This window comes from Melaminivora sp., from assembly GCF_032059615.1.
Classification (GTDB): Bacteria; Pseudomonadota; Gammaproteobacteria; order Burkholderiales; family Burkholderiaceae_C; genus Melaminivora.
Genome location: NZ_DAMCAM010000050.1, coordinates 1 through 20,293 on the forward strand (window position 1 = coordinate 1; position 20,293 = coordinate 20,293).

Consider the following 20,293-nt stretch of genomic DNA (forward strand, 5'->3'; position numbering starts at 1 on the left):
TGGAAAGCGCAACCATCGCCGCCAACGGTTTTCGCTTCCGCGTGCCCTACGGCACTCTCCTGTGCGTCTCCGACAAGCCGCTGCACGGCGAGATCAAGCTGCCCGGCATGGCCAATCATTTCTACCGCGAACGGGTGCAGCAGCACCTCTTGATCGGCATGCGCGCCATCGACCTGCTGCGCGCCGGTGGCACGCACCGTCTGCACAGCCGCAAGCTGCGCAGCTTTGCTGAAGTGGCGTTCCAGTAGCCGACCGTACGCCGGCGGGAATCTGTCCCGCCGGGCTTGCAGGTCAGTAGTCCTTGTAGGGCAGGAACTTGCCCGAGAGCACCACGCGCACGCGGTCGCCCTTCGGGTCGGCCTCGCGCTGGATGTCCATGGAGAAATCGATGGCGCTCATGATGCCGTCACCGAACTCCTCGTGAATCAGCTCCTTGAGGGTCGAGCCGTAGACGCTGACCACCTCGTACCAGCGGTAGACCAGCGGGTCGGTGGGCACGGCCGTGGGCAGCGAGCCCTTGGAGGGCACGACCTGCAGCCAGCGCTGCTCGTCCTCGGTCAGGTCGAATATCTCGCCCAGCACCTGCGCCTGCTGCGCGCTGGCCGTCATCTGGCCCAGGCACAGCGCGGTGGTCCATTCCTTGGAGCGCCCCAGCTGCTGCGCCACGTCGGCCCAGCGCAGGCCCCGGGCCACCTTGGTGCTGATGATTTTTTCGGTCACGTCCATGCGGTTCATCGCGGTCACTCCTTCCCACGAGGGGATACAAAAGGGTTGCAAGGGGAGGCAGGGCCGGCCTGCCGTGCCCGCCGGCGGTGGCGCCCAGGTCCGCCCCCGTCAAATAAGAATTTGATAGCTGCATGTGCCCGCCAGCATTGGGTTTACGCCGGTTTTTATCAAATATGGATCAGGACGCCAGCGCGTGTGCTGGTGCCGGGCACAGCAGCGCCGCCGCCTCGCGCGCGGCCACGCGACCCTCGTCGGTGGGCACGACCCAGACCTCGATGCGGCTGTCGGGCGCGTGGATGGCGCAGGCGTCCTGCCCGGCCGCGCGGTTGCGCCCGCAGTCCAGGCGCAGGCCCGTCCAGGCCAGGCGCTGGCAGACGTCCTCGCGCAGCTGGGCGTCGTTCTCGCCGATGCCGCCGCTGAAGGCCAGCAAGTCCAGGCCCTGCAGGCAGGCGGTGAGCGCGCCGGTCTCACGCACCACGCGGTGCGTGAACTGGGCGATGGCGCGCTGCGCGTCCGGGCTGCCGGCGGCGGCCTCGGCGCGCAGGCGGCGCATGTCGGCCGAGATGCCCGACACGCCCAGCAGGCCCGACTGCTTGTAGAGCAGTTTTTCGATGCGGTCGTGCGTCCAGCCCTGCTCCAGCAGGTACAGCAGCACGCCCGCGTCCAGCGAGCCGCTGCGCGTGCCCATCATCAGGCCGTCGAGCGCGGAAAAGCCCATGGTGGTGGCCACGCTCGTGCCGCCCTGCGCGGCGCACAGGCTGGCGCCGTTGCCCAGGTGCGCCATGACCACGCGGCCGTTGCCGCGGATGGTCTGCTCCTGCAGCACGCCCATGATGTACTGGTAGGACAGGCCGTGAAAGCCGTAGCGGCGCACGCCCTGACCGGTCACCTCGCGCGGCAGGGCGAACGCGTAGTCCACCTCGGGCATGTGGGCGTGGAAGGCGGTGTCGAAGCAGGCGACCTGCGGCAGCTCGGGGAAGGCCGCGCGAAAGCGCCGGATGCCCTCCAGGTTGTGCGGCTGGTGCAGCGGCGCGAGCGAGTTGAAGCGCGCCAGGCGCGCCAGCACCGCGTCGTCGACCTGCACGCTGTGCGTGAACTCGCCGCCGCCGTGCACCACGCGGTGCGCCACGCAGGTGAAGGCCGGCGCGTCGGCCAGGCACTGCACCAGGGCGCGCAGAGCGTCCAGCGCTGTGGCGAAGGCCTCGCCGCCGGCCGGCACGCTCAGGGTGCGCTGGTGTTTGCGCCCCTGGTGCTGCCAGCCCATCTCGGGCGTGCCGCCGGGCTCCAGGCCCTGGATGTTGCCCGACAGGACGTGCGGCCGCACCTGCCCGCCTTCGAGCGGGTGCAGCGAGAACTTGAGCGAAGACGAGCCGGCGTTGACGGCAAGAATGGCCATGGGTGGGTACTCCTCGGGGGGTCAGCCGTGCTTCCAGGCGTTGTCGGCCTGCTTCTTGCGCTCGTGGTGCGCCGCCAGCACGGCCAGCACGGCCGAGGCCACGCGCACCATGGGGCCGTCGGCGCGGCTGGTCAGGGCGATCGGCACGCGCGCGCCCAGCACCAGGCCCGAGCCGCTGGCGCCGGCCAGGTATTCGAGCTGCTTGGCGATCATGTTGCCGCTCTCCAGGTCGGGCGCGGCCAGGATGTCGGCCTGCCCCGCCACTTCCGAGGCGATGCCCTTGATGCGCACCGCGTCCATCGAAATGGCGTTGTCGAAGGCCAGCGGGCCGTCCAGCAGGCCGCCCTGGATCTGGCCGCGGTCGGCCATCTTGCACAGGGCGGCGGCGTCCAGCGTCGAGGGGATGCTGGCAGTCACCGTCTCCACCGCCGACAGGATGGCCACCTTGGGCTGTTCGATGCCCATGATTTGCGCGAACTCGATGGCGTTCTGGATGATGTCGGCCTTCTCGGGCAGCGTCGGGCGGATGTTGATGGCCGCGTCGGTGATGATGAGCGGCTTGGCGTACAGCGGCACGTCGAAGCGGAAGATGTGCGACAGGCGCCGCCCGGTGCGCAGCAGCGGCTGGCCCAGCACGGCTTTCAGCAGCTCGTCGGTGTGCAGGCTGCCCTTCATGAGCATGTCCACCTCTCGGCGCGCGGCCAGGTCGGCGGCCATCTCGGCGGCGGCGTGGCTGTGCTCGACCGAGATGATGGCCGCGCCCTGCAGGTTGATGCCGGCCTCCTCGGCCACGCGGCGGATGCGGCCCTCGGGGCCGATCAGCACCGGCTGGATCAGGCCGTGGTTGGCCGCGTCCATGGCGCCCGACAGCGAGCCGGCGTCCACCGGGTGCACCACGGCGCAGCGCATGATGGGCAGGCCCTGCACCCGGTCCAGCAGCGCGTTGAAGCGCGCCTCGGGGTCGAACAGCTGGATCTGCGGCGCGCTGATGCGCTGCACGCGCACCTTCTGCGTGGGCGGCATCAGGTTGGCCACGCCCTTGAGCACGGTCTCGCCGTGCTGGTTGGTCACCAGGCAGTCCATCTTGACGCGCTTTTTCTCGTCATTCTTCTCGCTCACCGTGGCCAGCACCGTGAGCGTGTCGCCGATGCGCACGGGCTTGGTGAACCGCAGCTCCTGGCCCAGGTAGATGGTGCCCGGGCCGGGGAACTGCGTGCCGAACAGCGCCGAGATCAGCGCCGCGCCCAGCATGCCGTGGGCGATGACGCCGTTGAACATGGTGGCGTCGGCGTATTCCGGGTTCAGGTGCGCCGGGTTGATGTCGCCCGAGACGGCGGCAAAGGCCTGGATGTCGGCCAGCGTCACGGTGCGCAGCAGGCGCGCGCTCTGGCCCACGCTCAGCTCGTCGTAGGTGACGTTTTCCATCCACAGGGGGCTGTCGTGGTCGTGTTCGGCAGGGGTGTTCATGTCGGGGCTCGGGTTGTCTGGGGTGGGGTGGGGGCCGGCTCGCGCGGGCCGCTCAGTCCATGGCGTGGACACCGCCGTCCACGTAGATGGTCTGGCCGGTCATGCCGCTGGCCGCTTCCATGCACAGGAAGGCGCTGAGCTGGGCGATCTCGTCGAGCGTGACCAGGCGCTGCAGCGGCGCTTTGGCCTGGGCCGTGGCCATCAGGGTGTCGAAGTTGGCGATGCCCGAGCCGGCGCGCGTCAGGATCGGGCCGGGCGAGACGGCGTGCACGCGGATGTTCTTCGGGCCCAGCTCCATGGCCATGTAGCGCACCATGGATTCGAGCGCCGCCTTCACCGGCCCCATCAGGCCGTAGTTGGGCACGGCCTCGCCCGAGCCCAGGTAGGTCATGGACAGCATGCTGCCGCCTTGCGGCATGTGCGGCACGCACAGACGCGCCAGCTCGGCAAAGCTGTGGCAGGAGATGCTCATGGCGCGGCCAAAGCCCTCGCGCGAGCTGTCCACCACGTCGCCGTGCAGGTCCTGCAGGGGCGCCCAGGCGATGGAGTGGATGACGAAGTCGAGCTGGCCGAACTTGTCCACGGCGTGCTGCACCGTGGCCTGCAGCTGGCCCTCGGCCTCGACGTCGCAGTGCACCAGGTCGATGCCCAGCGGCGCGGTGTGCGGCTCGACGAAGCGGCGCGCTTTTTCGTTCAGGCACGAGGCCACCACCTCGGCGCCCAGCTGGCGCGCCAGGCGCGCGCAGCCGAAGGCGATGCTGCTGTCGTTGGCGATGCCGAGGATCAGGCCTTTTTTGCCGGCCAGGCTGAACAGGGAAGAGGTCATGGAAGAAGAAAGAAAGAAAACGAACGAAGCGGAACGCCCGGGCTGCCGCCCGGGGTGAAAGAAGGAGGGAACGTCAGGCGTCGATGCCGTCGAACAGCGGGCGCAGGTTCAGGCCCGGCGCCTCCGCGCCAAAGCCCTTGACCAGCAGCCGGTCGGTGGCGGTGAGCAGGATGTCGCGCGCCGCGGGCGCGCCCACCTGGTCGCTGCGCGCCATGCGTTGCACCACGCTGTAGCGTATGACCAGCAGGCCGCGCAGCTCCTCGCGCATGCGCCCCTGGCGGCTCTGGCGCTGCTTCTGGCAGTCGGCGTCGCACTCCAGCGCCGCCTGGATGTCGGCCGACGTGCGCAGCGGCAGGTCCAGCGCCCGGCCGAGAAAGGCGATGCGCGCGCCCACCGCCTCCATGTGCGTGACCATGCGGTCCAGCCGCAGGGCGATGGCGTCGTTCCTGGGGGCGGCGACTTCAGTCGGCATAGCGCGTCATCACGTAGGTGCCAGGGGCGTCGCACAGGGCCTGCGCGGCGGGGATGGGCTTGGCCGGCACGGGCTTGCCCGAGCGCTCGCTGATCCAGGCGTGCATGGCCTCCCACCACGAGCCGGGCAGCACCGGGGTCTGGGCCTTCCACTCGTCGGGGTCGATCCAGCCGGTGTTGTCCTCGACGCTGGCCACCTGGTAGCTGCGCCGCGGCCGGCCGGGCTCGCTGACGATGCCGGCGTTGTGTCCGCCCTCGGCCAACACGAAGGTCACGTGCGTGTCGGTCTGCAGGTGGATCTTGTAGACCGACTTCCAGGGCGAGACGTGGTCACGCGTGGTGGCCACGACCATCATGGGCACGTTGATGTCCATCAGCGCCACGGTGGAGCCGGCAAAGCGGTACTGGCCCGAGGCCAGCGCGTTGTTCAGGAACAGCGCCGTGAGGTATTCGGAATGCATGCGCGCGGGCAGGCGCGTGGTGTCGGCGTTCCAGCTCATCAGGTCGAAGCTGGCGTCGTCCTCGCCCAGCAGGTAGCGGCGCGTGTTGCGCGACCACACCAGGCTGCGCGAGGCGAGGAACTGGAACGAGCCGCCCATCTGCTTGCCCGACAGGTAGCCGCGCTCGTTCATGGCCTGGCGCAGCGTGGCCAGCTGCGCCTCGTCGATGAACACGCCCAGCTCGCCCGGCTCGGAGAAGTCCGTCTGCGCCGCCAGCAGGATGACCGAGGCGAGTTCCGGCATGTCGGCCGGGATCAGTGCCTCCTCCTTGGCCGTGCGCTGGCCCTTTTTGCGCCGCGCGATGCGGCCCAGGGCGGCGGCGGCGATCGCCAGGAAGGTGCCGCCCAGGCAGTAGCCCACGGTGTGCAGGCGCTCGGCGCCGCTGCTCGCCTTGGCCGCGGCCATGGCGGCCAGCACGCCGGTGCTCAGGTAGTCCTGCATCTTCAGGTCGCGGTCCTCGGCATCGGGGTTGCGCCAGGAGACGATGAACACCGTGTGGCCCTGGTCCACCAGGTACTTGACCATGGAGTTGTGCGGCGACAGGTCCAGGATGTAGTACTTCATGATGCACGAGGGCACGATGAGCACCGGCTCCGGGTGCACCTTGGCGGTGCTCGGGCTGTAGCGGATCAGCTCGATCAGGTGGTTGCGGAACACCACCTTGCCGGGCGTGGCCGCCACCCGCTCGCCCACCGCGTATTCCAGCGGCTCGAGCTGCTCGCCCGGGGTGCCCGGGTGCGCGCCGAGCTGCTCGCGCATGTCCTGCAAATACAGCTGCAGGCCTTCCTGCAGCGAGCGGCCCTGGGTCTCGCGCGCGGCGCGCAGCGCCTCGGGGTTGGTGGCCAGCCAGTTGGACGGCGACAGCGCATCGAGCGCCTGGCCCGTGAAGAAGTTGACCATGTGCTGGTGGTGGCGCGACACGCCATCCTCCTGCTGCGCGGCCTCGCGCCACCAGGCGTCCATCGCCTTGTAGCCTTCCTTCATGGCGTTGAAGGGCCACTGGCTCCAGCCGGCGTCGGCAAAGCGCGCGTCCTTGTCGGCAGGGGCGTCGCCCGCGGCCGGGGCGCCCAGGTTGCGCCAGGCCTGCAGCGACAGCTCCGCCGCCCGCTGCGCCAGCACGCTCTGGCGGCCGGGCGAGGCCAGCAGGTGCAGGGCCCAGTCGGCGTGGGCCAGGGCCAGGGCCACGGGCGACAGGCCACTGAAGGCGCGCGCCATCTGGCCGTGCACGGAGGCATCGAGCACCCGCGCTGCCTGGCGCTGGGCGTCACGGGGAGAAGTGAGCTCGGAGGAGTGATTCATGGGCAGAGGTTAGGCGACAAATGGATACAACCGAGGGAGATTCTGCCCGGCTCCCGCGGGGTCACTCTTGACCAGAGTCAATGTTGACCGGTTCCATCGCGGCCCACCGGAGCGCATGCCGCGCATCCGGGACGCCGGCCCAGGCATGCCCGCACGCGCCGCTGCCGCGCCGCACCCGGCCAGGGCGCGCCGGCCCCGGCCGGGCACGGGCTAATGAATTTTTGATAGCACACTCTCTTTGCCCGGCGCCGTGAAACGGCTTTTTCATCCCGATTCAGGCCAGCGCCGCCTGGCGGATCAGGTCCACCGCGCGCTCGGCAATCATGACCGTGGGCGCGTTGGTGTTGCCGCTGACGATGCGGGGCATGACGGACGCGTCCACCACGCGCAGGCCCCGGGTGCCGTGCACGCGCAGCTGGTCATCGACCACGTCGCGCGCGCCCGGGCCCATGCGGCACGAGCCCACCGGGTGGTAGATGGTGTCGGCGTGCTGGCGGATGAACTGCGCCACCTCGGTGTCGCTGCGCGCCTGCGCGCTGCCGGGCAGCTCGCGCGCGCCGTGGCGTGCCAGGGGCGGCTGCTCCAGCACGCGGCGCGTCAGGTGCACGCCGCGCACCAGGCGCGCCAGGTCCTCCTCCTCGGCCAGGAAGGCCGGGTCCACCAGCGGCGGCGCCAGCGGGTCGGCGCTGGCCAGGCGCACGCTGCCGCGGCTTGCCGGCTGCAGCAGGCAGACGTGGCATGAGTAGCCATGGCCCCAGCTGCTCGTGCGTCCGTGGTTGACCAGCTTGCCGACCACGAAGTGCAGCTGCAGGTCGGGCTCGGGCAGCTCGGGGCTGCTCCTGAGAAAGCCCCCCGCCTCGGCGAAGTTGGTGGTCAGCGGCCCGGTGCGGTGGCTGCGCCATTCGTGCAGTGCCTTGAGCAGCCGCCAGCCCCCGCCCAGCGACAGGCCGAACGACTCGGCCAGCCTGGGCGCATCCAGCACCAGCACCACATCCGGATGGTCGTGCAGCTGCTCGCCCACGCCGGGCAGGTCGTGCACCACGGCGATGCCCAGGCGCTGCAGCTCCTCGCCCGGCCCCACGCCCGACAGCAGCAGCAACTGCGGCGACAGCAGCGCCCCGGCGCTCAGCAGCACCTCGCGCGCGGCGCGCGCCACGTGGCGCTGGCCGCCCTGCAGGTATTCGACGCCGACGGCGCGCCGGTCCTCGGCAAAGACGATGCGCGTGGCGTGCGCCCCGGTCACCACGTGCAGGTTGGGCCGCGACAGGTGTGGGGTGAGGTAGGCCTTGGCCACGCTGTGGCGCTCGCCCCGGCGGTGCGTGACCTGGTACAGCCCCACGCCTTCGAGGCGCTCGCCGTTGAAGTCGCGGTTGTGCGTGTGGCCGGCCTGCACGCCGGCCTCGACGAAGTCGCGGCTGATGCGGTGCGGCGAGCGCAGGTCGGCCACGTTCAAGGGCCCGCCCGTGGCGTGCCAGGGGTCGGCGCCGCGCTCGTTGTGCTCGGCGCGCAGGAAGTAGGGCAGCACGTCCTGCCAGCCCCAGCCGGCGTTGCCCTGGGCGCGCCAGTGCTCGTAGTCGCTGGGCAAGCCGCGGGCATAGATCATGGCGTTGACCGAGCTGGAGCCGCCCAGCACCTTGCCACGCGGCTGGTAACCCCGGCGCCCGCCCAGCCCCGCCTGCGGCGTGGTGCTGATGCGCCAGTTGTGCGCGCCGGTGGCCGCCATCGCGGCCAAGCCGCCGGGGCAGTGGATGAGGGCACTGGTGTCGGGCCCGCCCGCCTCCAGCAGGCACACGCGCACTCGCGGGTCTTCGCTCAGGCGCCCCGCCAGCACGCAGCCGGCCGAGCCCCCGCCAATCACGATGTAGTCGTACATGCCTGCCCCTGTCTCCCCGGTTGCCGGCCCGCTCGGCGATTGCCGATACGATCGCGGGTGGTTCGCGGCGCTGCGCCGCCTGTCGTTTTACTTGTGCAAAGGATTCTTTATATGACGATTTCGACCGTGGGCATCATCGGCGCCGGCACCATGGGCAACGGCATCGCGCAGGCCTGCGCGGTGGCCGGCATCGACGTGGTGATGGTGGACATCTCCGACGCCGCCGTGCAAAAGGGCATCGCCACGGTGTCGGGCAGCCTGGAGCGCCTGCTCAAGAAGGACAAGATCACCGCCGAGGGCCGGGACGCGGCGCTGGCGCGCATCAAGGGCTCGACCAGCTACGACGACCTGAAGGGTGCGCAGATCGTGATCGAGGCCGCCACCGAGAACTACGAGCTCAAGCTCAAGATCTTGAAGCAGATCGACGCGCTGGTTGGCCCCGAGGTCATCGTCGCCTCCAACACCTCCTCGATTTCCATCACCAAGCTGGCCGCCGCCACCTCGCGCGCCGACAAGTTCATCGGCATGCACTTCTTCAACCCCGTGCCGATGATGGCGCTGGTGGAGCTGATCCGCGGCCTGCAGACCTCCGACGCCACGCACGACGCGGTCAAGGAGCTGGCCGAGCGCCTGGGCAAGACGCCCATCACGGTCAAGAACGCGCCGGGCTTCGTCGTCAACCGCATCCTGGTGCCCATGATCAACGAGGCCTTCTTCGTGCTGGCCGAGGGCTTGGCCACGCCCGAGGACATCGACGCCGGCATGAAGCTGGGGTGCAACCAGCCCATCGGCCCGCTGGCCCTGGCCGACATGATCGGCCTGGACGTGTGCCTGGCCGTGATGGAGGTGTACCTGACCGAGTTCGGCGACAGCAAGTACCGCCCCTGCCCGCTGCTCAAGGAATACGTGGCCGCCGGCCGCCTGGGCCGCAAGACCGGCCGCGGTGTGTACAGCTATTGATCGCCTCAAAAGAATAGCTGCATCACCTTGCCCAGCAAGGGGATGAAGGTAAAAACACTATGAAAAGGGACGCAGCCGCGTCCCTTTTTTCGTGCGCCCGGATGCGCGTTTTCCCTAGGCCCGGGTGCAAGGCAGGGCTCAGCTTGCGCTGCCATGATGCGCCCCTTGCGCCGCCCCGAACCCCGGTTTTCCCCATGAAGCTCGCCCTGCTGTCCGACATCCACGCCAACCTGCCCGCCTTCGACGCCTGCCTGGCCCACGCCCGCGCGCAGGGCGCCGGGCAGTTCGCGCTGCTGGGCGACCTGGTGGGCTATGGCGCCGACCCAGGCCCGGTGCTCGAACGCGCCATGGCCTTGGTGGCCGAGGGCGCGCTGGCCGTGCGCGGCAACCACGACGAGGTCAGCCTGAACCCGCCCGCCACCGCCAGCAACCTGGGCGAGCAGAGCGCGCAGTGGACCGCACCCCGCCTGACCGAGCCGCAACGGGCCTTTCTCGCCAGCCTGCCGCTCACGGCGCGCGCCGGCCCGGACGCGCTGTTGGTGCACGCCAGCGCCGACGCGCCCGAGCGCTGGCACTACGTGACCGACGGCGCCGCCGCCGAGCGCAGCATGGCCGCGGCCACGCAGCTCGACCCGGCTATCCGCTATGTCTTCAGCGGCCACGTGCACGAGCAGGCGCTGTACTTCCTCACGCCCACCGCCAAGCTGATGCGTTTTTCGCCCAAGCCCGGCGTGCCCGTGCCGGTGCCGCCACACCGCCAGTGGCTGGCCCTGGCGGGCTCGTGCGGCCAGCCGCGCGACGGCGACGCACGCGCCATGTACGCGCTGTTCGATGCCCAGGCCGCCACCCTCACCTTCCACCGCGTGCCCTACGACCACCTGGCAGCGGCCGCGGCCGTGCGCGCCTCGGGCCTGCCGGCCTTCTTTGCGGAGCGGCTGGAGAAAGGGCGCTGAGGGCCCGGCCGCGCCAGAGGCACCGCCATCGGTCCAGGGCCTGCCCGCCAGGGCCTGCCGGGGCCGGGCTGCCCCGGGATGTGCGCACGGGCAAGCTTGGTGTAACCAGACGCATCTATGCTGGCTGCCGCCCCAACGACCGGCCCTACCCCGCCATGAAACTGCTCGCCCCCGGCACCGAAATCGACGGCTTCATCGTGCACGAGTGCATCCACTCGGGCGGCATGGCCCACATCTACCACGTGGGGTATGCCCACAGCGCGCGCGATCCGGGCTTTCCGATGGCCATGAAGATCCCGCGCATGACGGTGCGCGACGGGGCAGAGAACATCGTCAGCTTCGAGGTCGAGCTGACCATCCTGCCCACGCTCTCGGGCTCGCACGTGCCGCACTTCGTCGCCGCCGGCGACCTGCTGCGCCTGCCCTACCTGGTCATGGAGTATGTGGAAGGCCGCACGCTGCAGCACTGGCTGGACGAGCACCCGGCACGCGACCACGCGGCGCGCTCGCCCGAGGCGATCGCGCGCATCGGCGCGGCCCTGGCGATCGCCGCGCACAGCCTGCACGAGCAGGACGTCTGCCACCTGGACTTGAAGCCCGCCAACGTGCTGCTGCGCGGGGACGGCAGCGCCGTGCTGCTGGACTTCGGCCTGTCCTGCCACGCGCACTACCCCGACCTGCTGGCCGAGGAACTCAGGAAGGCCGTCGGCTCGCCCGCCTGGATCGCGCCCGAGCAGGTGGTGGGCGTGCGCGGCGACTTGCGCAGCGACATCTTCGCCATCGGCGTCATGCTCTACGAGATGGCCACGGGCGAGCTGCCCTTTGGCGCGCCGGCCACCAGCGGCGGCATGCGCCAGCGCCTGTGGATGACGCCCGCGCCGCCGCGCGAGCACCGCCCCGATCTGCCCGAGTGGCTGCAGGAGGTCATCCTGCGCTGCCTGGAGCCGGTGGCGGCCGAGCGCTATCCGTCGGCCGCGCACTTGGCCTTCGACCTGGCCAACCCCGAGCAGGTGGCCATCACCGAGCGCGGCCGGCGCACGCGTGGGCCCGGCCTGCGCCAGCACCTCAAGCGCTGGATTCGCGCGGCCGGCATGCACTATGAGCCCAGCCCCCTGCCGCACGACCAGATCGAGCAGGCACCCATCGTCATGGTGGCCGTGCCGCACGAGGACGTGAGCGACGCGACGCTGTATTCGCTGCGGGAAGCCGTGGCCCGCTCGCTGGGCATACGCCCCGGCGCGCGGCTGGCCTGCGTCACCGTGATCTCGCCGTCGGCGGCCAGCAATTCGGACACCGAGCGCAGCGAGACGGCCCTGCGCCGCCTGCACCTGGCGCGCATCAAGCAATGGGCCCAGCCCCTGCCGCTGGCCGGCCACAGCGTGAGCTACCACGTGCTGGAGTCGGGCGACGTGGCGCAAGCCCTTCTGCGCTACGCCGAGGGCAACCGCGTGGGCCTCCTGATCCTGGGCGCGGCCACGCACGGGCTGCAGCTGCAGCGCTTCGTGGACACGGTGCCCATCCGCGTGGCGCGCGACGCGCCGTGCACGGTCATCCTGGTCAAGCAGCAGCTGCCGTTCGATGTGCTGGGCAGCGGCGTGCATGGCGACAATGCCGTGCATGACTCCGCCCTTGCCTCCGACTGACGGCCCGGCCGCCACGCCCTCCCCCTCCTCCTCCCACCCCTACGCCCTTCTCACCCCCGACGTGGTGCTTGATGCCCTGGCCAGCGTCGGCCTGCATGGCGATGGCCGGCTGCTGGCGCTCTCGTCGTACGAGAACCGCGTCTATCAGGTGGTGCTCGAAGACGGCAGCCGGGTGGTGGCCAAGTTCTACCGCCCCGGGCGCTGGAGTGCCGCGCAGATCCTGGAGGAGCACGCCTTCGCCCTGGAGCTCGCGCGCGCCGAAGTGCCGGTGGTGGCGCCTCTGGAGCTGGCGGGCAGCAGCGTGCATGAACATGCGGGTTTTCAATTCTCCGTCAGTCCCTGGCGCGGCGGGCGCCAGCCGGAGCTGGACGATTTCGAGACGCTGGAATGGATCGGCCGCTTCGTGGCGCGGCTGCACAACGTGGGCGCGGCGCGGCCATTCGCGCACCGGCCGGCGCTGGATGCACGCAGCTTCGGCCACGAGCCGCGCGACTGGCTGCTGGCGCACGACGCCATCGCCCCCGAGCACGCGCCCGCCTGGCGCGAGGCCTGCGACGAGGCGCTGAAATTGATAGCTGAAGACCATTACCCGTCAAGGGCTGAGGGCGGATTTTCCTTGCAATCCGCGACCCTGCTGCGGCTGCACGGCGACTGTCACCCAGGCAACATCCTGTGGACGCCGGCGGACGCGCCCGCAGGTGGCGGGCCGCACTTCGTCGATCTGGACGATGCACGCATGGGCCCGGCAGTGCAGGACCTGTGGATGCTGCTGTCGGGCGACCGGCGCCAGCGCACGCAGCAGCTGTCGGCGCTGCTCGATGGCTATGAACAGCTGCGCGAGTTCGATCGGCGCGAGCTGCGCCTGATCGAGCCGCTGCGCACGCTGCGGCTGATCCACTACAGCGCCTGGCTGGCGCGGCGCTTTGCCGCGGGCGATCCGATCTTTGCGATCAACTTTCCCTGGTTTGGCACCAGTGACTACTGGCGCGGGCAGGTGGGCGTGCTGCGCGGGCAGATCGAGGCGATGGGAGAAGAGCCGCTGCAGGTGTGAAGCCACTCGCTCCTTCCCCCTCTGGGGGAAGGCGGGGATGGGGGCCGGCGGGTTCTGGCACACGGCGTGCCGGCGCGGCTGCCGCTGGTCCCCACCCCAGCCCTCCCCCAGAGGGGGAGGGAGCGAGAGCGATCCCAACCCTCCCCTTGCAGGGGGAGGGAGCGGAAGGGGCGCTTGCGGACCGCTCGATCAGGCCAGCAGCGCATTCACCCGCCGCACATAGGCGGCCGGGTCTTCCGGCAGACCGCCCTCGGCCAGCAGGGCCTGGTCGAACAGGATGTGCGCCAGGTCGTGAAAGTGCACGCTGCCGTCGAGTTTCTTGACCAGCGGATGCTCGGGGTTGACCTCCAGCACCGGCTTGGACTCGGGTGCGCTCTGGCCGGCTTGTTTGAGCAGGCGCGCCAGCTGCGTGCTCATGCCGTGCTCCTGCACGACCAGACACGCGGGCGAGTCGACCAGGCGCGTGGTGGCGCGCACGTCCTCGGCCTTGTCTTTCAGGGCCTCTTTCAGCTTGGCCAGCATGGGTTTGAAGGACTCGGCGGCCTCCTCGGCGGCCTTCTTTTCCTCCTCGTCCTGCAGCGTGCCCAGGTCCACCGCGCCCTTGGCGACCGACTGCAGCGGCGTGCCGTCGAAGTCGTGCAGGTAGCCCAGTGCCCACTCATCGACCCGGTCGGTCATGAGCAGCACCTCGATGCCCTTTTTCTTGAAGATTTCCAGCTGCGGGCTGTTCTTGGCGGCGGCCAGGGTATCGGCGGTGATGTAGTAGATCGCCTCCTGCCCGTCCTTCATGCGCGCCTTGTATTGGGCCAGGCTGACGCTCACGGCATCGCTCGTGGTGGAGGCAAAGCGCAAGAGCTTGGCGATGCGCTCGCGGTTGGCGAAGTCCTTGCCCAGGCCCTCCTTGAGCACCGCGCCGAACTCGGCCCAGAACTGGCTGTACTTGCCCTCCTTGGCCTTGTCCTCGTCGCTGACCACGTCCTGCACCTCGGCATCGGCATCGCCAGCTTCGTGCCTGTCGTGGCGCGCCAGGTCTTCCAGCATGGACAGCACGCGCTTGACCGAGCCGTCCCGGATCAGGCGCACGTCGCGCGACTCCTGCAGCAGCTCGCGGCTGACGTTGAGCGGCAGGTCGCTCGAATCGATCACGCCGCGGACGAAGCGCAGGTAGCTGGGCATCAGGCTTTCCGCGTCGTCCATGATGAAGACGCGCTTGACGTACAGCTTCACGCCGGCGGCCTTGTCGCGGTTCCACAGGTCCAGCGGGGCCTTGGCCGGGATGTACAAGAGCTGCGTGTACTCGGTGTTGCCCTCGACCCGGTTGTGGCTCCAGGCCAGCGGGTTCTCGTGGTCGTGGGAAATCGTCTTGTAGAAGTCCTGGTACTGCTCGTCGGTGATGTCTTTTTTCGGGCGCGTCCACAGGGCGCTGGCCTTGTTCACGGTCTCCCACTCGCCGGTCTTGACCATCTCGCCAGGTTCGCCTTCCTTGTCCGACTCCTTCCATTCCTCCTTTTCCATCAGGATGGGCAGGCTGATGTGGTCGGAATACTTGGCGATGACCTGCTTGAGCTTCCAGGCGTTCAGGAACTCGTCGGCGTCCTCCCGCAGATGCAGGATGACGCTGGTGCCGCGCTGGCCGCGCTCGATCTGCTCGACTTCGAAGTCGCCGGCGCCGGCGCTCATCCAGCGCACGCCCTCGGCAGTCGGCAGGCCGGCGCGGCGACTCTCCACCGTGATGCGGTCGGCGACGATGAAGCCCGAATAGAAGCCCACGCCAAACTGGCCGATCAGCTGGCCCTGCTCGGTGGCGCTGGCCTTCTGGTCGCCGGACAGGCGGCTCATGAAGTCCTTGGTGCCGCTCTTGGCAATGGTGCCCAAATGCTCGATGGCCTCTTGCTGGCTCATGCCGATGCCGTTGTCGGCAATGGTGAGGGTGCGCGCGGCCTTGTCGAAGGACACGCGCACTTCCAGATTCGGCTGGTCCTCGTACAGGCCGGGCTGGTTCAGCGCCTCGAAGCGCAGCTTGTCGCAGGCGTCGGAGGCGTTGGAGATCAGCTCGCGCAGAAAGATCTCCTTGTTGGAGTAGAGCGAGTGCGTGACCAGGTGCAGCAGTTGGGCGACTTCGGCCTGGAAGGAGTGCTGTTGTTTGGTTTGGCTCATACGTGCGTCGTTGGTGAGAAGAAAAACGGCAAAAGAGGCGTCTGCGCTCCCTCTCCCCCGCGGTGGAGAGGGCTGGGGTGAGGGGGCGGTTCCAGGCGCAGTGTCCGCACCCATCACCCTCACCCCAACCCTCTCCCGCATGCGGGAGAGGGAGAAAAGACCAGCGCCCGGCGTACAGCGAAGCCATGTGGGGGCGCACCGGGTGGCTTCAAGGGGCGGGCACGTGCGGCACACTCTGCCGCATGACGACACCCCACAGCAACTGCACTGAACGCACCGAGCGCGCCCTGGCCGCCATCGAGGCCGCCGGCGACGAAGGCCGGCGGATTTTCACCCGCGTCCATGCCGCATCGGCCCTCGCTGCGGCGCGCGCTGCCGACGAGCGCGCGGCGCAGGGCATCAGCCTGGGGCCGCTCGATGGCCGCATCGTCTCGATCAAGGATTTGTTCGATGTCGCGGGCGAGGCCACCACGGCAGGCTCCGCCGTCCTGAAAGATGCCCCGCCTGCCCGGCAGGACGCCGCCGTGGTGCAGCGCCTGCGCGCGGCGGGCTGCGTGCTCATCGGCAAGACCAACATGACCGAGTTCGCCTTCTCGGGCATTGGCATCAATCCGCACTGGGGCACGCCCGGCAATGCGCACGATGCGGCGCGCATCCCGGGCGGCTCGTCGAGCGGCGCGGGGGTGAGCGTGGTGCGCGGCATGGCCGAAATCGCCATTGGCACGGATACGGGCGGCTCCATCCGCATCCCGGCCGCGCTGGCCGGCATTGCCGGCTTCAAGCCGACGCAGGCGCGCGTGCCCAGGGACGGCGCCCTGCCGCTGTCGTACACACTGGACACCATAGGCCCGCTGGCCGCCAGCGCCCTGGACTGCGCGCGCGCTGACGCCGTGCTTTCGGGCAGCGTCTGGCAGCCGCTGCCTGAGCGCCAGGTCGCCGGCCTGCGCGTGGGCGTGCCGCGCGGCTGGCTGCTGTCGGATGCGGAGGATGCCGTGCTGGCCGCCTTCGAGCAGGCGCTGGCACGGCTGGCGCAGGCCGGCGCGCGCGTGCAGGACCTGCAGCTCGACGACTGGCTGATGGCCCCGGCGCGGGTGCAGCAGGGCGGCTCGCTGGCGTCCGCCGAGGCCGCGCACATCCACCGCGAGCTGCTCGAGCGCGCGCCCGGGCAGCTCGACCCGCGCGTGCTGGCGCGCATCCAGCCCGGCCGCAGCGTTCCGGCGCCGCACTATGTCGGCGTGTTGCAGGAGCGCGCCCGGCTGCAGCGCGGGTTCGACGCCGAGCTGCTGAACGTGGACCTGCTGGCCCTGCCCACCGTGCCCATCGTGCCCCCGCGCATCGACGCGCTCGAGGCGGATGACGCCGCCTTCATGCGCGCCAACGCGCTGGTGCTGCGCAACCCGTCGGTCTTCAATTTCTACGACCTGCCGGCGCTGTCGCTGCCGGCGGGGCGCGCTGCAGGACTGCCGTTTGGCCTGATGCTGGTCGCACCGCGCGGGCGCGACCGCGAGTTGCTGGCGCTGGGCGCAGCCATCGAACGGCTGGGCTGAGGACGGAGCGCCCCGGCCGCCGCGGCCGGTTCAGGACATGGCCGGCGCGCTCGGCCGGGGCCCGTCGGGCAGGGGGATGAATTCCTGGTCGTCGGCGTCGGGCAGCTTCATGCGGCCGGCCTCCCAGTCGGCGGCGGCCTGGGCCAGCCGCTCCTTGGATGAGGAGACGAAGTTCCAGTAGATGAAGCGCTCACCGACCGGCTCGCCGCCCAGCACCATGACGCTGGCCGGCTCGAGCGCACGCAGCCTGCAGGCGTCGGCGCCCAGCACCAGCATGCGCCCGGCGCCGTAGCGCTGGCCGCCGACCTCGACCGCGCCAGTGGCCACATACAGCGCGCGCTCGGCGTGGCCACCCGGGATCTCGGCCGTGGCGCCGGCCTGCAGGTCCAGGTGCGCATAGAACAGCGGCGAATGCGTAGCCGCCCCCGCCGCGAGGCCATAGGCGCTGCCGGCGATCAGGCGGCCTTGCACGCCGCCCTCGCTCCAGTGCGGCAGATCGCTGCCCTCGTGGTGCGAAAACGATGGTTCGGCTTCCTCGAACTCCTTGGGCAGCGCCACCCAGGCCTGGATGCCGTGCAGGTGGTCGCCCACGGCGCGGGCGCGCTCGAAGCGCTCGCTGTGCGTCACGCCGCTGCCGGCGGTCATCCAGTTGACTTCGCGCGGGCGGATGGCCTGCTGGTAGCCGATGCTGTCGCGGTGCATCATCTCGCCGGCGAACAGATAGGTCACGGTGGACAGGCCGATATGCGGGTGCGGGCGCACGTCCACGCTGCGGTCCACGCCGGCGGCCAGCTCGAGCGGCCCCATGTGGTCGAAAAAGATGAACGGCCCGACCATGCGCCGCCTGGCAAAGGGCAGCACGCGCCCGACCTCGAAGCCGCCGCCTAGGCTGCGCCGGCGCTGCTCGATCACCATATCCACCATGCCCATGTCGTCTCTCCCCGTGCTGTCCAGTGTCGGTCACGCATCTTGACGCGGACCGCCCCCGGCCCGCGTCAGGCGGAGGCGCTTGGCCCCCTCGTCAGGCTGCGGCCGGGTGCGTGAAGCGACCGCTGTTGAAGTCCTCGATGGCCTGGCGGATCTCGGCCTGGCTGTTCATCACGAAGGGGCCATAGCCGACGATGGGCTCGTCGATGGGCTCACCGGTCAGCACCAGCAGCCTGGACGCGCCGTCGGCGCGGATCGCCACGTCGCCGCCATCGCGGCTGAGCAGCACCATCTCCGCCTCGCCCGCGCCCTGCGTGCCGCCCACGGTCACATGGCCGGTCAGCACGACGACCATGCTGGTGTGCCCTTCGGGCAGGGCCAGCGTCAGGTCGGCATCGGCCTGCAGGCTCAGGTCCCAGACGTTGACGGGGGTGAACGTCCTGGCCGGGCCGCGCGTGCCGCGATGCTCGCCCGCGATGACCCGCACCGTGCCGGCGCCGCCCGGCAGATCGACCACCGGAATGTCCGCGGACGCGATGCCCTGGTAGCCCGCCGGTGCGCCCTTGTCCCGGGCCGGCAGGTTGACCCACAGCTGGATCATGCGAAACGGCCCGCCCGCTGCGGCAAAGGCCGGCGAATGGTATTCCTCGTGCACGATGCCGCCGGCGGCCGTCATCCACTGCACGTCGCCCGGGCCGATCACGCCGCCGTGGCCGGCGCTGTCGCGGTGCTCGACCTCGCCGTCATAGACGAGTGTGACCGTCTCGAAGCCCCGGTGCGGGTGCTGGCCCACGCCGCGCCGCGCGCGGGTCGGCTCGAAGGTGTGCGGGCCGGCATAGTCCAGCAGCAGGAACGGGCTGATGCGCGAACCCATGTCGTGGTAGGAAAACAGCGAGCGCACCGGAAACCCGTCGCCCACCCAGTGGCCGCGCTCGTTGCCGAAACGGCCCAGAACCCTCTTGCCCATCGTCCTTCTCCTGAAAGCAAAAAATCCGTCAACCATGAAGATAAGGACGGGACGACGACATGGGAATACGGCAATTTTCCGACTCTGTGTCCTGTCAACAGGACAATTCGCCAGCCACGTGACGCTGGAGGCGCAATACCCCGTCCGGAAAGACGACAGCGGCACCGGGCTTCGTATGATGGCCCCGCAGCGGCTGCCCCAACCCCCACCCGAAAGATCACGCCCCATGGACGACCTTGTCAGACAGGCCATGGCCAGATGGCCGAATGTCCCGCACTGCAGCGGCTGGCTGGGGCTGGACGCGCGCGGGCGGTGGTGGCTGCGCGATGAGATTGCGCAGGCGCGGGGGGCATTCACCAGCGGCGTGCCCGGTGCCCGCGGCAGCCTGCTGGAGCACGATGGCCTGGTTGCCTTCATCGGGCGCAACTACGACGTTGACGCGCACGGGCAGTGGTTCTTCCAGAACGGGCCGCAGCGCGCCTTTGTCGAACTGGAAGCCACGCCCTGGGTGTGGCGCCTGCATGACGACGGCCGCGTGCTCGCGCACACCGGCCGCAGCGCGCAGCCGCTCGAACTGTGGCTCGACGAAGAGGGCCGGGCCTATCTGCTGACCGAGCTGGGCTTGGGCCTGGTGCACAGCCAGGACATGGGCCTGGTGGCGCAGGCCGTCGAGGAGGGGGGCTGGGTGCCCGGGACGATCGCGGCCGCAGCGATGCCCGGGCGCTTCGGCTTCGTCACCAGCCCGCAGCAGCGCGCCGCCGGGGCGCGCGACCCGGCCTGAGCGCCTGCCGGCGGGTCAGAACCGTTCGCCCGGCGCCAGATAGCGCCACTGCCCCACCGGCAGCTGCCCCAGCTGCACGCGGCCGATGCGGATGCGCTTCAGGCCCACCACCTTCAGGCCCACCTGCTCGCACATGCGGCGGATCTGGCGCTTCTTGCCCTCGATGAGCACGAAGCGCAGCTGCTCGGTGTTCTGCCACTCGACCTGGGCGGGTTTCAGGGGCTGCCCGTCCAGGGCCAGGCCATGGCGCAGCAGGGCGAGCTTGTCGGCCGGAAACGCCGCGCGCACGTCCTGCACCACGTCGCCGTACTGCACGCGCACCAGGTATTCCTTGTCGATGGTGGACTGATCGCCGATCAGCTGGCGCGCCACGCGCCCGTCCTGCGTCAGCACGAGCAGGCCCACCGAATCGATGTCCAGCCGCCCGCAGGGCGCCAGGCCACGCAACTGCGCCGGCGAAAAGCGCGTGCGGCTGGCGTCGCCCGCCCAGTGCGTGCGCGGGCTGATCAGCGCCACGGCCGGCGTGTGGCCGTCCTCCGCCTGGCCGCTAACGTAGCCCATGGGCTTGTGCAGCACGATGGTTACCTGCTCGCGCTGGTGGCCCTGGGCGGCGCGGTCCACGTCGATGCGCGATTGCGGGCCGACCTGCTGGCCCATCTCGGCCACGCGGCCATCCACGCGCACCCAGCCGCGCGCGATCCACTCGTCGGCCTCGCGGCGCGAGCACAGGCCCAGCTCGGCCATGCGCT

The 20,293-nt window shown here is 70.2% G+C and carries 17 protein-coding genes and 1 pseudogene; 7 read left to right on the plus strand and 11 right to left on the minus strand.

Annotation, left to right across the window (positions count from 1 at the left end; all coding sequences use genetic code 11):
- Window positions 1–248 (plus strand): annotated as a pseudogene (locus RT051_RS11175) (AMP nucleosidase); the annotation flags it as partial.
- Window positions 249–291: 43 nt separating this feature from the next.
- On the opposite strand, the gene cynS reads toward RT051_RS11175, so the two are convergent.
- The 7 genes from cynS to RT051_RS11210 form a co-directional block, all read right to left on the minus strand.
- Entirely contained in the window at window positions 292–735 is a 444-nt protein-coding gene (gene cynS / locus RT051_RS11180) for a cyanase (protein ID WP_313076571.1), read from the minus strand.
- A gap of 169 nt (window positions 736–904) precedes the next feature.
- Complete coding sequence (locus tag RT051_RS11185; RefSeq protein ID WP_313076574.1) at window positions 905–2,122, minus strand: acetate/propionate family kinase; 1,218 nt, start codon at window positions 2,120–2,122, stop codon at window positions 905–907.
- Window positions 2,123–2,143: 21 nt separating this feature from the next.
- Entirely contained in the window at window positions 2,144–3,589 is a 1,446-nt protein-coding gene (locus tag RT051_RS11190; RefSeq protein WP_313076576.1) for a bifunctional enoyl-CoA hydratase/phosphate acetyltransferase, read from the minus strand.
- Window positions 3,590–3,641: 52 nt separating this feature from the next.
- A complete protein-coding gene (fabI, locus tag RT051_RS11195) occupies window positions 3,642–4,415 on the minus strand; it encodes an enoyl-ACP reductase FabI (RefSeq protein ID WP_313076578.1) in 774 nt (257 codons plus the stop codon).
- Between the two features lie 73 nt (window positions 4,416–4,488).
- A complete protein-coding gene (locus RT051_RS11200; protein WP_313076581.1) occupies window positions 4,489–4,887 on the minus strand; it encodes a hypothetical protein in 399 nt (132 codons plus the stop codon).
- The gene (locus RT051_RS11205) at window positions 4,877–6,685 is read right to left on the minus strand and encodes an alpha/beta fold hydrolase (RefSeq protein ID WP_313076584.1); all 1,809 of its coding nucleotides are present in this window, start codon (window positions 6,683–6,685) and stop codon (window positions 4,877–4,879) included. Before RT051_RS11205 ends, RT051_RS11200 begins: the two co-directional genes overlap by 11 nt.
- Window positions 6,686–6,959: 274 nt before the next feature.
- On the minus strand, window positions 6,960–8,558 hold the full coding sequence (locus RT051_RS11210; RefSeq protein ID WP_313076588.1) for a GMC family oxidoreductase N-terminal domain-containing protein: 1,599 nt from the start codon (window positions 8,556–8,558) through the stop codon (window positions 6,960–6,962).
- A gap of 111 nt (window positions 8,559–8,669) precedes the next feature.
- Here RT051_RS11210 and RT051_RS11215 point away from each other — a divergent pair, with 111 nt between their 5' ends.
- The 4 genes from RT051_RS11215 (at window position 8,670) to RT051_RS11230 (ending at window position 13,165) form a co-directional block, all read left to right on the plus strand.
- A complete protein-coding gene (locus RT051_RS11215) occupies window positions 8,670–9,518 on the plus strand; it encodes a 3-hydroxybutyryl-CoA dehydrogenase (RefSeq protein ID WP_313076592.1) in 849 nt (282 codons plus the stop codon).
- Window positions 9,519–9,712: 194 nt separating this feature from the next.
- Complete coding sequence (locus tag RT051_RS11220) at window positions 9,713–10,471, plus strand: metallophosphoesterase family protein (RefSeq protein ID WP_313076595.1); 759 nt, start codon at window positions 9,713–9,715, stop codon at window positions 10,469–10,471.
- A gap of 155 nt (window positions 10,472–10,626) precedes the next feature.
- Window positions 10,627–12,114: a bifunctional serine/threonine-protein kinase/universal stress protein gene (locus RT051_RS11225; protein ID WP_313076598.1), complete on the plus strand. Its 1,488-nt coding sequence runs from the start codon at window positions 10,627–10,629 to the stop codon at window positions 12,112–12,114.
- Window positions 12,089–13,165, plus strand: a complete 1,077-nt coding sequence (locus RT051_RS11230) for a serine/threonine protein kinase (RefSeq protein WP_313076600.1) — start codon at window positions 12,089–12,091, stop codon at window positions 13,163–13,165. Before RT051_RS11225 ends, RT051_RS11230 begins: the two co-directional genes overlap by 26 nt.
- Before the next feature lie 189 nt (window positions 13,166–13,354).
- Here the strand turns inward: RT051_RS11230 and htpG are convergent, their stop codons facing one another.
- Window positions 13,355–15,322, minus strand: a complete 1,968-nt coding sequence (gene htpG / locus RT051_RS11235) for a molecular chaperone HtpG (protein WP_313076603.1) — start codon at window positions 15,320–15,322, stop codon at window positions 13,355–13,357.
- Window positions 15,323–15,564: 242 nt separating this feature from the next.
- On the opposite strand from htpG, the gene RT051_RS11240 reads away from it, so the two are divergent.
- Window positions 15,565–16,869, plus strand: coding sequence for an amidase (locus RT051_RS11240; RefSeq protein ID WP_313076607.1), 1,305 nt, complete (start codon window positions 15,565–15,567; stop codon window positions 16,867–16,869).
- Between the two features lie 30 nt (window positions 16,870–16,899).
- On the opposite strand, the gene RT051_RS11245 is transcribed toward RT051_RS11240, so the two are convergent.
- Window positions 16,900–17,793, minus strand: coding sequence for a pirin family protein (locus RT051_RS11245; RefSeq protein WP_313076617.1), 894 nt, complete (start codon window positions 17,791–17,793; stop codon window positions 16,900–16,902).
- A gap of 97 nt (window positions 17,794–17,890) precedes the next feature.
- The gene (locus RT051_RS11250; protein ID WP_313076610.1) at window positions 17,891–18,763 is read right to left on the minus strand and encodes a pirin family protein; all 873 of its coding nucleotides are present in this window, start codon (window positions 18,761–18,763) and stop codon (window positions 17,891–17,893) included.
- Window positions 18,764–18,989: 226 nt separating this feature from the next.
- On the opposite strand from RT051_RS11250, the gene RT051_RS11255 reads away from it, so the two are divergent.
- Window positions 18,990–19,544 carry a DUF2946 family protein gene (locus RT051_RS11255; protein WP_313076613.1) on the plus strand — a complete coding sequence of 185 codons (555 nt, stop codon included), beginning with the start codon at window positions 18,990–18,992 and terminating at the stop codon, window positions 19,542–19,544.
- Window positions 19,545–19,559: 15 nt separating this feature from the next.
- Here RT051_RS11255 and RT051_RS11260 read toward each other — a convergent pair.
- On the minus strand, window positions 19,560–20,293 hold a 734-nt coding region (locus RT051_RS11260), incomplete at its 5' end, for a pseudouridine synthase (RefSeq protein ID WP_313076615.1).